The organism is Aquabacterium sp. TM01 (assembly GCF_057808345.1).
The window spans coordinates 1,125,327-1,139,120 of sequence record NZ_AP046529.1; the positions used below are offsets into that span (position 1 = coordinate 1,125,327).

12 protein-coding genes are annotated in these 13,794 nt (G+C 65.0%); 2 read left to right on the top strand and 10 right to left on the bottom strand.

The features are described from left to right. Positions 1-50 precede the first annotated feature (50 nt). The 6 genes from gshB to glnK all read right to left on the bottom strand — a co-directional run bounded on the left by gshB (position 51) and on the right by glnK (position 7,508). Entirely contained in the window at positions 51-1,010 is a 960-nt protein-coding gene (gene gshB / locus AC3WW4_RS05220; RefSeq protein ID WP_488827326.1) for a glutathione synthase, read from the bottom strand. Then, positions 1,007-2,224, bottom strand: a complete 1,218-nt coding sequence (locus AC3WW4_RS05225; RefSeq protein ID WP_488829692.1) for a benzoate/H(+) symporter BenE family transporter — start codon at positions 2,222-2,224, stop codon at positions 1,007-1,009. The genes gshB and AC3WW4_RS05225 overlap by 4 nt, the downstream gene beginning before the upstream one ends. Continuing rightward, positions 2,221-4,107, bottom strand: coding sequence for a potassium transporter Kup (locus AC3WW4_RS05230; RefSeq protein ID WP_488827327.1), 1,887 nt, complete (start codon positions 4,105-4,107; stop codon positions 2,221-2,223). Before AC3WW4_RS05230 ends, AC3WW4_RS05225 begins: the two co-directional genes overlap by 4 nt. An 84-nt stretch (positions 4,108-4,191) precedes the next feature. Further along, on the bottom strand, positions 4,192-5,487 hold the full coding sequence (gene gshA, locus AC3WW4_RS05235; protein WP_488827328.1) for a glutamate--cysteine ligase: 1,296 nt from the start codon (positions 5,485-5,487) through the stop codon (positions 4,192-4,194). 179 nt (positions 5,488-5,666) lie between these two features. Continuing rightward, positions 5,667-7,073, bottom strand: coding sequence for an ammonium transporter (locus tag AC3WW4_RS05240; RefSeq protein ID WP_488827329.1), 1,407 nt, complete (start codon positions 7,071-7,073; stop codon positions 5,667-5,669). 96 nt (positions 7,074-7,169) lie between these two features. Further along, positions 7,170-7,508 carry a P-II family nitrogen regulator gene (gene glnK, locus AC3WW4_RS05245; RefSeq protein ID WP_320365563.1) on the bottom strand — a complete coding sequence of 113 codons (339 nt, stop codon included), beginning with the start codon at positions 7,506-7,508 and terminating at the stop codon, positions 7,170-7,172. Between the two features lie 314 nt (positions 7,509-7,822). On the opposite strand from glnK, the gene AC3WW4_RS05250 reads away from it, so the two are divergent. Further along, the gene (locus tag AC3WW4_RS05250; protein ID WP_488827330.1) at positions 7,823-9,361 is read left to right on the top strand and encodes a YifB family Mg chelatase-like AAA ATPase; all 1,539 of its coding nucleotides are present in this window, start codon (positions 7,823-7,825) and stop codon (positions 9,359-9,361) included. Between the two features lie 78 nt (positions 9,362-9,439). Beyond that, on the top strand, positions 9,440-10,042 hold the full coding sequence (locus AC3WW4_RS05255; protein WP_488827331.1) for a copper chaperone PCu(A)C: 603 nt from the start codon (positions 9,440-9,442) through the stop codon (positions 10,040-10,042). Here AC3WW4_RS05255 and lapB read toward each other — a convergent pair. The 4 genes from lapB to rpsA form a co-directional block, all read right to left on the bottom strand. Beyond that, positions 10,036-11,193, bottom strand: a complete 1,158-nt coding sequence (lapB, locus tag AC3WW4_RS05260; protein WP_488827332.1) for a lipopolysaccharide assembly protein LapB — start codon at positions 11,191-11,193, stop codon at positions 10,036-10,038. The genes AC3WW4_RS05255 and lapB overlap by 7 nt on opposite strands. Positions 11,194-11,211: 18 nt before the next feature. After that, positions 11,212-11,580 carry a LapA family protein gene (locus tag AC3WW4_RS05265; RefSeq protein WP_488827333.1) on the bottom strand — a complete coding sequence of 123 codons (369 nt, stop codon included), beginning with the start codon at positions 11,578-11,580 and terminating at the stop codon, positions 11,212-11,214. A gap of 5 nt (positions 11,581-11,585) precedes the next feature. Further along, a complete protein-coding gene (locus tag AC3WW4_RS05270; protein WP_488827334.1) occupies positions 11,586-11,924 on the bottom strand; it encodes an integration host factor subunit beta in 339 nt (112 codons plus the stop codon). 148 nt (positions 11,925-12,072) lie between these two features. Next, the gene (gene rpsA / locus AC3WW4_RS05275) at positions 12,073-13,758 is read right to left on the bottom strand and encodes a 30S ribosomal protein S1 (protein WP_488827335.1); all 1,686 of its coding nucleotides are present in this window, start codon (positions 13,756-13,758) and stop codon (positions 12,073-12,075) included. Positions 13,759-13,794: the final 36 nt, after the last annotated feature.

Here is a 13,794-nt window from a genome sequence, read left to right on the forward strand (position 1 = left end):
GGAGAGAAGATCCGAAAAAAAGAAGGCGCCGGCATGCCCGGCGCAGGTGCTCATTGTCGCTGCTGGCGCTGAACGGCGCTTTCCAGCGCGTCGATGAAGCGTTGGGCGACGTTCCAGCCGGTCTGGTCGGTGATTTCCTGGAAGCAGGTCGGGCTGGTCACATTGATCTCGGTCAGGCGGTCGCCGATGATGTCCAGACCGACCAGCAACAGACCGCGCGCGGCCAGAATCGGCCCCAGTTCCCGGGCAATGGCCCAATCCGATTCGCTCAAAGGCTGAGCCACGCCCTTGCCGCCGGCCGCCAGATTGCCACGTACCTCACCGCCTTGCGGGATGCGCGCCAGCGCGTAGGGCACGGGCTCGCCATCGATCACCAGCACGCGCTTGTCGCCTTCGCTGATGGCGGGCAAGAAAGCCTGCACCATGATGGTCTGCGCGCCGTCCTTGGTCAGCGTCTCGGCGATGCTGCCCAGGTTCAGTCCATCGTCCTTCACGCGGAAGATGCCCATGCCGCCCATGCCGTCGAGCGGCTTGAGGATGATGTCGCGGTGCTCGGCATGGAAGGCGCGCACGGCCTCGATGCTGCGCGTCACCAGGGTGGGGGCGATGTGCAGCGGGAATTCAAGGATGGCCAGCTTTTCCGGGTGCTCACGCAAGGCCTGCGGCTTGTTGAACACGCGGGCGCCCTCGCGCTCGGCCTGGGTCAGCAGGTGGGTGGCGTAGAGGTATTCGGCGTCAAACGGCGGGTCCTTGCGCATCAGCACGGCGTCCATGCTGCTCAGCGCGATCGAGGCCTGTTCCTGCTCGTCAAACCAGTCGTGGGCGTCGCCGGTCAGGGTGATGCGGCGGGCCTGCGCCTGCACCAGACTGCCGCGCTGCCACACCAGCTGCTGGGGCTCGCAGGCCCACAGCTCATGCCCGCGCGAGGCGGCCTCGCGCATCATCGCGAAGGTGCTGTCCTTGTAGGTCTTGAAGGTGTCCAGCGGGTCGGCAACAAACAGAAGTTTCATGATGGGGTGCGATCGATCGTCGAGGGGCGAGCCCTGAAGTGTTCCACGAACAGCGTCAGCGTGCCGGCCACCAGGCCCCAGAAGGCCGAGCCCACGCCCATCAGCGTGACGCCCGACAGCGTGACCAGAAACGTGATAACGGCCGCCTCGCGGTAGCGGGCCTCTTGCAGCGAGGCCGCCAGCCCGTTGGCGATCGTGCCCAACAGGGCCAGGCCGGCCACGCCCATGATGAGTGCGGTGGGAAAGGCGGTCAAGACGCCGGCCACTGCCCCGCCCAGCAGCGCCATCACCAGGTAGAACAGCCCGGCCACCAGGGCCGCGGTGTAGCGCTTGTGCGGGTCAGGGTGGGCGTGTGGCTGCAGCACAATGGTGGCGGTGATGGCCGCCAGGTTGAAGGCGTAGCCGCCAAAAGGCGCCAGCAGCACCGTGGTTACCCCGGACCAGCTCATCAAGGGCGAGATGGGGGTGCGGTAGCCGAACACGCGAATGGCCGACACCCCCGGCACCGCCTGCGAGGCCATCGTGACGATGAACAGCGGCAGCCCCATGCCCAGCATGGCCTGCCACGACCACTGCGGCGTGACCCAGACCGGCAGCGCCGGCTCCCAGCGCAAGGCCGCCGTGTGCAACTGCCCCTGCACGGCGGCGATCAGCACGCCCGCCAACAGGACACCCGGGATGGCGTAGCGGGGCCACAGGCGCTTGCCCAGCAGGTAAGTGAGCAGCATGCCGATCACCAGCGCTGGCTGGGGCGTGGCCGCAGCAAACGCCATCAGCGCAAACTTGGCCAGGATGCCTGCCAGCAGCGCCGAAGCCAGCGCCACGGGAATGCGGTTCATCACCCGCTCGAACCAGCCCGTCACTCCGCTGAGCCACATCAGCACCCCGCAGAGCAGGAAGGCCCCGGTGGCCTCGGCCAAGCTGACCCCACTGGCCGCGCTGGCGATCACGGCCGCGCCCGGTGTGGACCAGGTGATGAGGATCGGGGCACGTGCCCACAGCGACAGGCCCAGCGTGGCCAGACCCATGCCCAACCCGAGCGCCAGCACCCAGGACGTCACCTGGGCGGGCGTGGCGCCCAGTGACTGGGCCGCGTGGAAGATCAGGGCAATGGTGCTGGTGAAGCCCACCAGCGTGGCGACAAAGCCGGACGAGATCGCCGTCAGGGAGGTGTCCCGGGCGATCTGGCGCAGGGAAAGTCGCTGGGTGCTCAGATCTCCACCTTGGAGCCCAGTTCCACCACGCGGTTGGTGGGCAACTTCAGGAAGGCCGCCGCGCCCGAGGCATTGCGGTGCATGCCGGCAAACAGCTTTTCACGCCAGGGCGCCATCTCGCCACCCATGGTCGGGATCACGATGTCGCGCGACAGGAAGTAGCTGGTTTCCATGTCCTCGACGAACACGCCATGCTCCTTGAGCAACTTGAGCGCACGCGGCACATCGGGCTCGTTCTTGAAACCGTAGTGCAGGATGACCTGCCAGCATCCGTTGCCCAGCGACTCGACCTCGATGCGGTTCTTCAAGGGCACCCAGGGCACCTCGTGCGAGCGCACCGTCACGAACAGGTTCTGCTTGTGCAGGACCTTGTTGTGCTTGAGGTTGTGCAGCAGCGCATTGGGCGTGGTGCCCGCATCGGCATTGAGGAACACCGCGGTGCCGTCCACGCGCAACGGCGGGCTGCAGAACACCGCCTCCAGGAAGGGGCGCAGGTCAATGGCGTCCGAGCGCAGTCGGGCGCTCAGCAGCTCGCGGCCGTCCTTCCAGGTCAGCATCAGGCTGAACATCACCACGCCGATCAGCAGTGGGAACCAGCCACCGTCGATCACCTTGATGACGTTGGCGCTGAAGAACATCAGGTCGATCGCAAAGAAGGAGGCGGTGGCCAGCACGCACACAAGCCAGGACATTTTCCAGGCAAAGCGGATGACGAAGAAGGTCATCACCGTGGTGATCATCATGTCGATGGTGACCGTGATGCCGTAGGCCGCCGCCAGCTTGCCGCTGGAGCCGAAGAAAATCACGGCCAGCACGATGCAGCCGTACAGCGCCCAGTTCACGAAGGGGATGTAGATCTGCCCGGTTTCCTTCTCGGACGTGTGCAGGATGCGCAGGCGGGGCAGGTAGCCCAGCTGGATCACCTGCTTGGTCACCGAAAACGCCGCCGTGATCAGGGCCTGCGAGGCGATCACCGTGGCGCAAGTGGCCAGACCCACCAGCGGGTACAGCGCCCAGTGCGGGGCCATCTCAAAGAAGGGGTTGGCGACGTTTTCGGGGTGGGCGAGCAGCATCGCGCCCTGGCCGAAGTAGTTCAGCACCAGGGCGGGCATGACCAGGCTGAACCAGGCCAGGCGAATGGGCAGCTTGCCGAAATGGCCCATGTCGGCGTAGAGCGCCTCGGCCCCGGTGGCGCACAGGATGACGGCGCCCAGGGCGATGAAGGCCAGCATCGGGTGGTCGACGATGAAGTTCAGCGCGTAATGCGGGCTCATTGCCACCAGCACCGCCGGGTTTTGTACGATGTGGTGCAAGCCCAGCACCGCCACCACGAGGAACCACAGCGCCGTGATGGGGCCAAAGAACTTGCCGATGCCGCTGGTGCCATGCTTTTGCACCATGAACAGCAGGGTCAGCACCACCAGGGTGATGGGCACCACGTAGCGCTCCAGCTGCGGCGCGGCCACTTCCATCCCTTCCACGGCCGAGAGCACCGAAATGGCCGGCGTGATCACACCGTCCCCAAAGAAGATGGCCGTGCCGAAAATCCCCAGGGCCAGCAGCTTGCCCCGCAGGGCCGGTTGGTCTTTCACCGCCGTCGATGCCAGCGTGAGCATGGCCACCAGGCCGCCTTCACCGTTGTTGTCGGCCCGCAGGATCAGCGTCACGTACTTCAGCGACACGATCACCGTCAGGGTCCAGAACATCATCGACAAGATGCCGTAGATGTTCTCTGGCGTCAGCGGCAGATGCCCGTGGTTGAACACCTCCTTGAGCGCATACAACGGGCTGGTGCCAATGTCGCCATAGACGATGCCAATCGCCCCCAGGGTCAGGGCGGCCAGGTCTTTGGCGTTGGGCTTGGCGTGAGGAGCGTGCTGCACGATGAGGGCGTTTCACAAAAGAGCGAGGTGGCCATTTTGCCTGGGTTCACAGACATTTTGTTGCACCGCAACAGTGCATTGTCCTCAGGTATACACCTCGGCATTCGGGTCATTCGCTTCCAGCTCGTAACTGGCCGCCAGCATGGCCAGCCGCGCCACCACGCCGTACATGTAAAAGCGGTTCGGCGCACTGGCACCGGGCTTGACGCCGGGGCGGGGCAGTTGGGTCGGTTCCGGGAAGCCCAGGGGTACAAAATGCGACCCGGGGGCGTTCAGGTTCTCGTCAACTCCCCGCTCGGCATGCACGCGGTAGAAACCGCCCACCACATAGCGGTCGATCATGTAGACCACGGGCTCGGCTACCGCCTCGTTGATCTGCTCGTAGGTGGCCACGCCTTCCTGGATCAGCACGCGGTTGACGGCCTGGCCGTCCTTGACCACCGACATCTTGTTGCGCGTGCGGCGGTTGAGGTCGACCACCTCCTTGGCATCGCGCACCGTCATGATGCCCATGCCGTAGGTGCCGTTGTCTGGCTTGACCACCACGAAGGGCTTTTCGTTGATGCCGTATTCCTTGTACTTGCGGCGCACCTTGCTCAGCATGGCGTCCACCTGCGTCTCCAGGCATTCCAGGCCCGTGCCCTCCTGGAAGTTCACCTCGTCGCACACCGAGTACATCGGGTTGATCAGCCAGGGGTCCATGCCCAGCAGCTTGGAAAACTTCTTGGCGACCTCTTCGTAGGCCGCAAAGTGCTGGCTCTTGCGGCGCACCGCCCAGCCGGCGTGCAGCGGCGGCAGCAGGTACTGCTCGTGCAGGCCCTGCAGGATGTCCGGAATACCCGCCGACAGATCATTGTTGAGCAAGATGGTGCAGGGATCGAAGTGCTTGAGACCCAGGCGGTGGCGCGTGCGCACCAGCGGCTCCAGCGTCAGGTGGCTGCCATCGGGCAAGGCGATGTCCGTGGGCTCGGTAACGGTTTCGTCCAGGGAGCCCAGGCGCACATTCAGGCCGGCCAGCGTGAAGATCTGCACCAGGCGCGCCACGTTCGACAGGTAGAAGGTGTTGCGCGTGTGCTTTTCCGGGATCAGCAGCAGGTTCTTGGCCTCGGGGCAGATCTTCTCGATGGCCGCCATCGCGGCCTGCACGGCCAGCGGCAGCATCTCGGGCGTCAGGTTGTTGAAGCCGCCCGGAAACAGGTTGGTGTCCACCGGGGCCAGCTTGAAACCCGCATTGCGCAGGTCCACCGACGTGTAGAACGGGGGCGTGTGCTCCATCCACTCCAGGCGGAACCAGCGCTCAATGGCGGGCACTGACTCCAGCATCCGTTGCTCAAGCTCGTTGATGGGGCCGGTCAGCGCGGTGATCAGGTGGGGAACCATGGGAGGAAGCGCCTTGTGTAGTCTGAGAGAAGAGGATCCATTTTAGGAAGATCGCTGTCCATTGGGGTTCAGTCCCATGCAATGCAGTGATGCAAAAAAACAAAGAGGGCCTCCCGCAGGAAGCCCTCTTTTCATGCTGGAGGGGGCGTCATGACGTCCCCTCCTCCGCGTTCACCACATCACTTGTGATAAGCGGTCTCGCCGTGCGAAGTGATGTCCAGACCTTCGCGCTCTTCCTCTTCGGGAACGCGCAGGCCGATCACCAGGTCCACGATCTTGTAGCAGATCGCCGCCACGATGCCCGACCAGACGATGGTGATGACCACGCCTTCGGCTTGCACCAGCAACTGGTGGGCGATGGAGAAGTCTGCGGCACCCGTGCCACCCAGGCTGGGGGCCGTGAACACACCGGTCAGCAGGGCGCCGACAATGCCACCCACACCGTGGATGCCGAACACGTCCAGTGCGTCGTCGGCGCCGAGCATTTTCTTCAGGCCGCTGACACCCCACAGGCAGACGAAGCCGGCGATCAAGCCCATCACGATGGCACCCATCGGGCCGACCGAGCCGCAAGCCGGTGTGATGACCACCAGACCGGCGACCGCCCCCGAGGCAGCGCCCAGCATCGAGGCCTTGCCCTTGAACAGGGCCTCACCCATACACCAGGCCAGCACCGCAGCAGCCGTGGCCATCAGGGTGTTGATGAAGGCCAGCGCGGCGCTGCCATTGGCTTCCAGGGCGGAGCCGGCGTTGAAACCGAACCAACCCACCCACAGCAGGGAAGCCCCCACCATGGTCAGCGTCAGCGAGTGCGGGGTGAAAGACTCACGACCGTAGCCAATGCGCTTGCCGATCATGTACGCACCCACCAGGCCGGCGACGGCCGAGTTGATGTGCACAACAGTGCCGCCAGCAAAGTCCAGCGCGCCCTTGCTCAGCAGGTAGCCGCCGGCACCCCACACCATGTGGGCGATCGGCAGGTAGCTGAACGTGAACCACAGAGCGGTGAACAGCAGCACGGCACCGAACTTGATGCGTTCGGCAAACGCGCCGACGATCAGGGCGCAGGTGATGCCTGCGAAGGTGCACTGGAAGGCCACGAAGATCAGCTCGGGGATCTTGGACGTCGGGGTGAACGTGTCGGCCATCGAGGCAGGGGTGATGCCGCTCAGGAAGGCTTTGGACAGGTCACCGATGATGGTGCCGGCTCCGCCGAACGCCAGGCTGTAGCCATAAGCGGCCCACAGCACCGACACCAGCGAGAAGACCATCAGCACCTGCATCAGCACCGACAGCATGTTCTTGCTGCGGACCAGGCCACCGTAGAACAGTGCCAGACCCGGCACGATCATCAGGATCACCAGGATGGTGGCGATCATCATCCAGGCGGTGTCGCCTTTGTTGACAGTGGGGGTGACCTCAGCGGCAGATGCGGCTTCCGGGACGGCGGCCACGGCGGGCGCCACGACCGCCGCGACGGCGGACGCGACCTCGGGTGCTGACGCCGCAAGGTCCTGGGCGTGGGCAACGCCCAGCAGGCCCAAGGCCGCGAGCCCCAGCGTGAATGACGCAATGAGCTTTCTCATGAAATGCCTCTTGATAGAACGAATGGAGTGACGGCACGAGTCCACCCAGGGGTGTCGGCCACAAAACGGGAATGGGGGATCAGGCTTGCGACCCGATCACAGGGCATCCTTGTCCACTTCACCGGTGCGGATGCGGATCACCTGCTCCAGTGGCGTGACGAAAATCTTGCCGTCCCCGATCTTGCCGGTGCGGGCCGATGTTTCGATGGCTTCGATCACACGGTCGAGGATGGCGTCATCCACGGCCGCTTCGATCTTCACCTTGGGCAGAAAATCGACCACATACTCCGCGCCACGGTACAGCTCGGTGTGGCCCTTCTGACGGCCAAAGCCCTTGACTTCGGTCACCGTGATGCCCTGAACGCCGATGGCGGACAGAGCCTCACGGACTTCGTCAAGCTTGAAAGGCTTGACGATGGCGGTCACCATTTTCATGTTGGTACTCCGGTGAGGTTGGTAAAAGTTTGTTGACACCCACCATCTGCACGAAGTGTGCCAGCTGTTGCGGAGGCTGGGACGGGGAACGAATCGGCCTCCGCACGCGCCCTGTCGTCTGATGCGGCGGGTCTGGGGTGCCCTGGTTTGGTGCGGTCTGGGGCCTCGGTGGCCCCCCTGATCAGGCGACCCACCAAAGCGGTGCGCCCACACAAGCGGTGTCTGCCTCGCCCCTCAGAGGGAGTGCGGCATGCCGGGGAGGTGGCCACAATCGGCGCTTCCTTTCTGCCGCCCTGCGGTGCCGCCGCTCCTCCATGTCACTTGCCATCGTTCACAGTCGCGCTCTGGATGGCCTCAAAGCCCCGGAGGTCACCGTCGAGGTCCACCTTGCCAATGGCTTGCCATCGTTCACCTTGGTGGGCTTGGCCGACACCGAAGTGAAGGAAGCACGCGAGCGTGTGCGTGCCGCCCTGAGCAACAGCGGGCTCGACTTCCCGTTCAACAAACGGATCACCGTCAACCTGGCACCGGCCGATCTGCCCAAGGAATCCGGACGTTTCGACCTGCCGATCGCGCTGGGCATCCTGGCCGCGATGGGGCACATCGATCCGGAGCGGCTGGTGGACCTGGAGTTTGCCGGTGAGCTGTCACTGGGCGGCGAGTTGCGACCTGTGCGGGGTGCCTTGCCGATGGCGCTGGCCTTGCTGCGGGCCGCCGAGGGCGGTCGGACGCGGGGCCTGGTCCTGCCACAAGCCAGTGCCGACGAGGCCGCGCTGGTCGAGGGCGCGTGCTTGTATGGCGCCCGCCACCTCACGGACGTGGTCGAGGCCTTGCTCCCCTCGGGGCAGGGCGCAGGCGCCAGTCTGGTGCGCACCCAGTCGGTGCCTTTTGAGCCGCTGCGCGCGCGCCTGGGCTTGCCTGATCTGCGGGAGGTCAAGGGGCAGTCAGCCGCCAAGCGTGCGCTCGAGATTGCCGCGGCCGGAGCGCACTCCGTGTTGATGATGGGCCCGCCAGGCAGCGGCAAATCCATGTTGGCGCAGCGCTTTGCCACCCTTCTGCCCGAGCTGGCGCCCGCCGAGGCCTTGGAGTCAGCGGCCGTGCTCAGTCTGGCCGGGCATTTCGATGCCCGCCACTGGCGCCGCCGCACGGTGCGCAGCCCGCACCACACGGCCTCACCGGTCGCCCTGGTCGGTGGCGGCTCGCCCCCGCGCCCCGGCGAAATCTCGCTGGCGCACCATGGGGTGCTGTTTCTCGATGAGCTTCCTGAGTTTCCCCGTGCCGCGCTCGAAGCCCTGCGCGAGCCCCTGGAAACCGGCCAGATCACCATCTCCCGTGCTGCCCGACGCCATGACTTTCCGGCGCGTTTCCAGCTGATTGCGGCGATGAACCCCTGTCCGTGCGGTCATTTCGGTAATCCGCTCAAGGCTTGTCGTTGCACCCCCGACCAGGTGGCCCGCTACCAGGGGCGCCTCAGCGGACCCCTGCTCGACCGCATCGACGTGCAGGTTGAGGTGCCGGCGGTGCCCCCGGAGGTGCTGGCGCGCAGCTCTGAAGGGTCGTCGTCTGACGAGGTGGCGCAGCGCGTGCTTGCCGCCAGGGCACGGCAGCTGGCACGGCAAGGTCGGCTCAATGCCGAACTCGAAGGGGCGGTCCTCGATCAGCACGCCACCGCCGAACCGGCCGCGCAGGCCTTCCTGCAGTCGGCCTGCGCGCGCCTGGGGTGGTCAGGCCGCGCCTACCACCGCGTCCTCAAGCTGGCGCGCACCATAGCCGACCTGTCGGAGGCCGATCACATCGCCGCCGTCCACATGGCCGAGGCCATCCAGTACCGTCGCGCCCTCGCGCCGACGTGAAGCATGCGCCTGGTCACACAAGCCGGGCCGGTTCAGGACTAGACTCGGCCACCATCTCAACACGCTGGAGAGTTCTGCATGTCTCGTTCCATCCTGTCTGGTTCAATTGGTCGACGCGCTCGTACGGTCTTGGCCACGCTGGCGCTGTCCGTGTCCTTGGGTGGGGTGGTGGCTCAGCCCCTGACCCCTTCGTCCGCCCCCTCGAAGAGCGCGAAACCCGCGCCGGCAGCGGCGCCGTGGGTGCAGGTCGATTCGGCCTGGGTGCGCCCCATGGTGCCCGGACAAACGGCCACCGGCGGCTTCATGGTGCTCACGGCCCGTCAGGCGCTCACCCTCGAAGGGTTCAGCATGGCGCGCGCGGGCGTGCCGGAGTTGCACGAGATGAGCATGGACGGCCACGTCATGCGCATGCGGGCCATTGCCTCCCTGCCGCTGCCGGCTGGCCAGGCGGTTGTGCTGCGCCCGGGCGGGCATCACCTGATGTTGACCCAACTCCAGGAAACCCTGAAAGAGGGCGAGTTGCTGTCGCTGACGTTGAAATTGCGCACAGCTGACGGCAAGGCCGTGACGCAAACCGTCAGCCTGCCCGTCAAGGCCCACATGATGATGCCGGCCGCAGGGGCGTCAGCGCCCATGGACCCAGACGCGGGCGGTCACCACCACCACGGCATGGCTCACTGATCTTCCAGGCGCCGGGGCGGGTAGGTGTCCCAGTTCTGGCAGCCAGGACATTGCCAGAAATAATGCTGGCTTTCAAAGCCGCACGCCGCGCAGCGATAGCGTTGCAGGGGCTTGGCCGCACTGGTCAGCGCCTTTTGTAACACCTCGACCTCGGGCTCGTCCAGCGGCACATGGCTGACCAGGCGCTCGCGAATCAGACTCTGGGCCGCCGACAGCGAGGGCTGCTGACGCAGGTGCGCCATGATTGCATCGCGCCGCTCCGTGGCATCGGACTGCAGCGTGCCGATGGCGGTCAACACGTCCATCGTGGGGGCCTGGGCGTACACCGACTGCAGTTTGGCGAGGGCCGCAGGGGCTTCACCACACGCCTGGGCACTGCGTGCATAGTCCATCGCGATCAGCGCAAAGGACTGCGATTGCTTGACCATCAGCTCGTCCCAGATCCGCAGGGCCTCGGCATGCCGGCCCTGGCGCACCAGGCGCTGGCCTTGCAGTACCAGCGGCCGTGCGGCTTGAGGCGCGGCTTCGCGGGCCCGGGTCAGGGCCTGATCGGCCTCGTCGGCCCGGCCACGCGCATCGGCCTCCTGGGCCACTTCGCACCAGTGGTGCGCGCTGCGCTGTGAAAAGGAGCCGGTCCCGGTGGCCTCCAGTTGGCGCGCCACCTCGATGGCGGGGTGCCAGTTGCGCGAACGCTCGTACAGCGAGAGCAAGGCCAGTCGGGCGTCGGTGCTGAAGGCGGTGCCCTCCAGGGCCTTGAACGCTTCTTCGGCGCGGTCAAACAGACCGGCCTTCATGAAGTCATGTGCCAGAGCGTGCTGCGCGCGCTCCCGCTCCTCCCGCTTGAGATCGCCGCGCGACAAGAGATGCTGGTGGATGCGGATGGCGCGCTCGTACTCGCCGCGGCGGCGGAACAGATTGCCCAGCGCGAAGTGCAAGTCGGTGGTGTCGGGGTCGTGCTGAACGGCTTCGATGAAGGCGTCGATGGCTTTGTCCTGCTGCTCGTTGAGCAACAGGTTCAGGCCCTTGAAGTAAGCCTGAGGGGACGCCTGGTCTTCGCGTTTGAGCTGGCGCAGGTCCAGGCGGGATGCCATCCAGCCCAGCAAAAACACCACCGGGGCGGCCAAGAGCAGCCAGTACAGATCGAATTCCATGGGCGAGAGGAGAGAGGCTTACTTGGCCGGCTTGCGGGGCGCTGGCATGTCGGGCGGGAAGGGGAGTTCGGGGGGCAGCGTCAGTTCCGAGGCGGTGCCGTGGTTTGTGCCCACGGCAGGGGCCGTGCCCGCCTCGTTCTGTGCCGGCGAAGGTCGCAGCAGCAGACGATGGCGAGCTTCACGGCGTTGACGCCACCAACTGGGCACCATGGCCAGCACGCCGGTGGCGCAGCCCAGCGCAAAGGCGGCCAGCACGATGAAGACCATCGGGGCCTGCCACTGATAGCCCAGGAACCACTTGAGGTCCACCGTGTGCTGGTTGTTCAGCGCAAAGGCGAACAGGACAAAGAACAGGAGGCCGCGCCACAACCAGTTCAGGGTACGCATGGGAGTCAGCTGTGTGAGGTGTCAGGGGAGGCGGCTGCCGGCGCGCCGGCATCGGTGACAGTATCCACCTTGTCGACCCCTTCGCGCAGCGCTTTGCCGGGTTTGAAGTGCGGCACCAGCTTTTCGGGGATCAGAACCTGTTCGCCCGAGCGTGGGTTGCGACCCATGCGAGGCGGGCGCCGGCTGATCGAAAAGCTGCCAAACCCGCGGATCTCGATGCGGTGACCTTTGGCCAGGGCCTCGGACATGGCGTCCAGGATGGTCTTGACGGCGAATTCGGCGTCGCGCTGGGTCAGCTGGCCAAAGCGTTCGGCCAGTCGGGCCACGAGGTCGGAACGGGTCATGTCAGGAAGGCGGAGGAAGGGAGGTTGTGATGAGCATCAGCAAAAAAGCCCCACGGGCCTGGAGATGCCAGGACCTGGGGCTTTGTACCACGCTCATCACAACCCCCACCGGCCGGAGCCGGCAGGGATGTGGTGCGCAGAAGACGGATCAACCGTTGTTCTGGTCGAGCTTGGCCTTCAGGAGGGCGCCCAGGCTGGTGGTGCCGGAGCCTTCCTTGGTCGTTTCGCTGCTCAGACGTTGCAGAGCTTCTTGCTGCTCGGCGTTGTCCTTGGCCTTGATCGACAGCTGGATGTTGCGGGTCTTGCGGTCGATGTTGATGATCACGGCGGTGATCTCTTCACCTTCCTTCAGCACGTTGCGTGCGTCTTCGACGCGGTCACGGCTGATTTCGGAAGCGCGCAGGTAGCCCAGGATGTCGTCACCCAGGTTGATCTCGGCACCCTTGGCATCCACGGTCTTGACGGTGCCAGCGACGGTGGCGCCGCGGTCGTTCAGGGTCGTGAAGTTGGTGAACGGATCGCTGTCCAGCTGCTTGATGCCCAGGGAGATGCGCTCGCGCTCGACGTCGATGGCCAGAACGATCGCTTCGACTTCCTGGCCCTTCTTGTAGTTGCGCACGGCGGCTTCGCCAGGCTCGTTCCACGACAGGTCGGACAGGTGAACCAGACCGTCGATGCCGGCAGCCAGACCCACGAACACGCCGAAGTCGGTGATCGACTTGACAGGGCCCTTGACGCGGTCACCGCGGTTGAAGCTCTGAGCGAAGTCGTCCCATGGGTTCGGCTTGCACTGCTTCATGCCCAGGGAGATGCGACGCTTGTCTTCGTCGATTTCCAGGACCATGACTTCCACTTCGTCGCCCAGGTTGACGATCTTGTTGGGAGCGATGTTCTTGTTGGTCCAGTCCATTTCGGAGACGTGCACCAGGCCTTCGATGCCGGGTTCGATCTCAACGAAAGCACCGTAGTCAGCAATGTTGGTGACCTTGCCGAACAGACGGGTGGAGGCGGGGTAACGACGCGACACGCCAACCCAAGGATCGTCGCCCATTTGCTTCAGGCCCAGCGAGACGCGGTTCTTTTCTGCGTCGAACTTCAGGACCTTGGCGGTCAGCTCTTGACCCACGGTCACCACTTCGGACGGGTGACGGACACGGCGCCATGCCATGTCGGTGATGTGCAGCAGGCCGTCGATGCCGCCGAGGTCCACGAACGCACCGTATTCGGTGATGTTCTTGACCACGCCGTTGACGATGGCGCCTTCGCGCAGCGTTTCCATCAGCTTGGCGCGCTCTTCGCCCATCGAAGCTTCAACCACAGCACGACGCGACAGCACCACGTTGTTGCGCTTGCGGTCGAGCTTGATGACCTTGAATTCCATGGTCTTGCCTTCGAACGGCGACATGTCCTTGACAGGGCGCGTATCGAGCAAAGAACCAGGCAGGAAGGCACGGATGCCGTTGACCAGAACGGTCAGGCCGCCCTTGACCTTGCCATTGACGGTACCGGTCACGAAGTCGCCAGACTCCAGTGCGGTTTCCAGGGACAGCCACGAAGCCAGGCGCTTGGCCTTGTCGCGCGACAGGATGGTGTCGCCGTAGCCGTTTTCGATGGCGTCAACCGCCACGGACACGAAGTCACCAACTTGGACTTCGATCTCGCCCGTGTCGTTGCGGAACTCGTCGATAGGCACATACGCTTCGGACTTCAGGCCGGCGTTGACCACGACGAAGTTGTGTTCCACGGCGACCACTTCAGCAGTGATGACTTCGCCGGTGCGCATGTTGGCGCGTTGCAACGACTCTTCAAAAAGGGCGGCAAAAGATTCAGACATTGAATTTCCTGTGCTGGCGTGAACCAGCGGAAACGC